Origin of the sequence: Dietzia sp. B44, from assembly GCF_014145245.1 — a bacterium.
In the GTDB taxonomy this organism is placed as follows: Bacteria; Actinomycetota; Actinomycetes; order Mycobacteriales; family Mycobacteriaceae; genus Dietzia; species Dietzia natronolimnaea.
Genome location: NZ_JAALEF010000504.1, coordinates 1 through 1,672, shown reverse-complemented (window position 1 = coordinate 1,672; position 1,672 = coordinate 1). Strand labels below are relative to the sequence as shown.

1 protein-coding gene is annotated in these 1,672 nt (G+C 65.6%); it reads left to right on the top strand.

Annotated features, from left to right (window positions below):
• Nucleotides 1-124: 124 nt before the first annotated feature.
• Complete coding sequence (locus G6017_RS14970) at nt 125-1,534, top strand: IS1380 family transposase (RefSeq protein WP_069389547.1); 1,410 nt, start codon at nt 125-127, stop codon at nt 1,532-1,534.
• Nucleotides 1,535-1,672 lie beyond the last annotated feature (138 nt).

The following is a 1,672-nucleotide window of genomic DNA, read 5'->3' as shown; positions in this document are numbered from 1 at the left end:
AGCCTGGATCCACCGATGAGATGAACTTCTAGCGCGGTGTGGGAACGCGAGAATGCCCTTCTGAACTGGCAAGATACGACTTGCTTAAGGTCCGTATCGCCAATTCAAGAAGGGCATCCCGCAGATGCAACTATCTCACACTCTGCCCGTAAGCTTCGCGACGTTCGATGAGCCCAACCTCGTGTCGGGCGCCGGCCTCGTGCCGCTGATGAAACTCGCCGACCGGGCGGGCCTGCACCGGCTCGGTGACGAGCATCTGAGCGTGCCCACCGACAAGGGCTCCAACGGTGGAGTGAAACTGGCCTCGCTCGTGGCCGGGATGGCCGCAGGCGCGGATAGCATCGACGACATGGCCCTGCTGCGCCACGGGGCGATGGGCACACTCTTCGACCGCCCGTACGCCCCTTCGACGCTGGGATCGTTCCTGCGGCAGTTCACCTTCGGCCACGTCCGCCAAACCGATGCGATCGCCTCGCGGTTCGTGCGCGCACTGGCCGAACACACCGGACTGCTCGGTCATGAGTCGGACACCGGGACGGTGATGGTCGATATCGACGACACGATCGTGGAGGTCTACGGACACGCCAAGCAGGGCGCCTCGTTCGGCTACTCCGGGGTACGTGGCCTGAACGCGCTGCTGGCCACGGTCTCCACCGAGCAGGCTGCTCCGGTGATCGCCGCTCAACGGCTGCGCAAGGGCTCTGCCGGGTCCCCGCGAGGGGCTGCCCGGCTGGCCACCGACACGCTGGCACTGATCCGCCGCACCCACCTTCACGGCCGTGACGTGCTGGTCCGAGGCGATTCGGCGTTCTACTCCCACAGCATGGTCACCGCCTGCCTGGCCGCCGGAGCCGAGGTCTCGGTCACCGTACGCATGGACCCGGCGGTCAAACGTGCCATCGCCACCATCGACGACGACGCGTGGACCACGATCAACTACACCGACGCGATCTTCGACGAACACACCAACCGTTGGATCTCCCGCGCCGAAGTCGCCGAGGTCGACTTCACCGCATTCACCTCGAAGCCCAAGAACGACCAGGTGCCGGGTCGGCTCGTGGTGCGCCGTATCCCCGACCTGAATCCCAAGGCTGCAAGTGGGCAGGCGAGCCTGTTCGATACCTGGCGGTTCCATGCGTTCTTCACCACTACATCCGTAGAGCAGTACGACACAGTGGCGGCCGACAAGACCCACCGCGCACACGCGATCATCGAGAACGTCCACGCTGACCTGAAAGCCTCCGCGCTGGCGCACCTGCCCTCGGGCGTGTTCAACGCCAACGCCGCCTGGCTGACCTGCGCCGTCATGGCGTTCAACCTCACCCGCGCCGCCGCCACCCTGACCACAAGCTCGAGCCTGGCACGCGCGACGACCGCGACGATCCGCCGCAAACTCATCAACATCCCGGCCCGGATCGCCTCCTCAGCCCGGCGGCTCCGACTCCATCTACCCGAAAGCTGGCCATGGCAAACAGCCTGGCAGGCGCTCTACGACACCGTCTTCTCCCCGCGCCGGCCCAACGTGCCGATCTGACTCCCAACTCCAGCACCTACGACCAGGAACCAAAGTGGAAAGCCGGGCAGACCGGCGGACCTCACACGCCCTCCATACGGTCACGACCCACGACCATGCCAGCGACCGCCCCGGCTACTTCATCGGTGAATTGAGGCT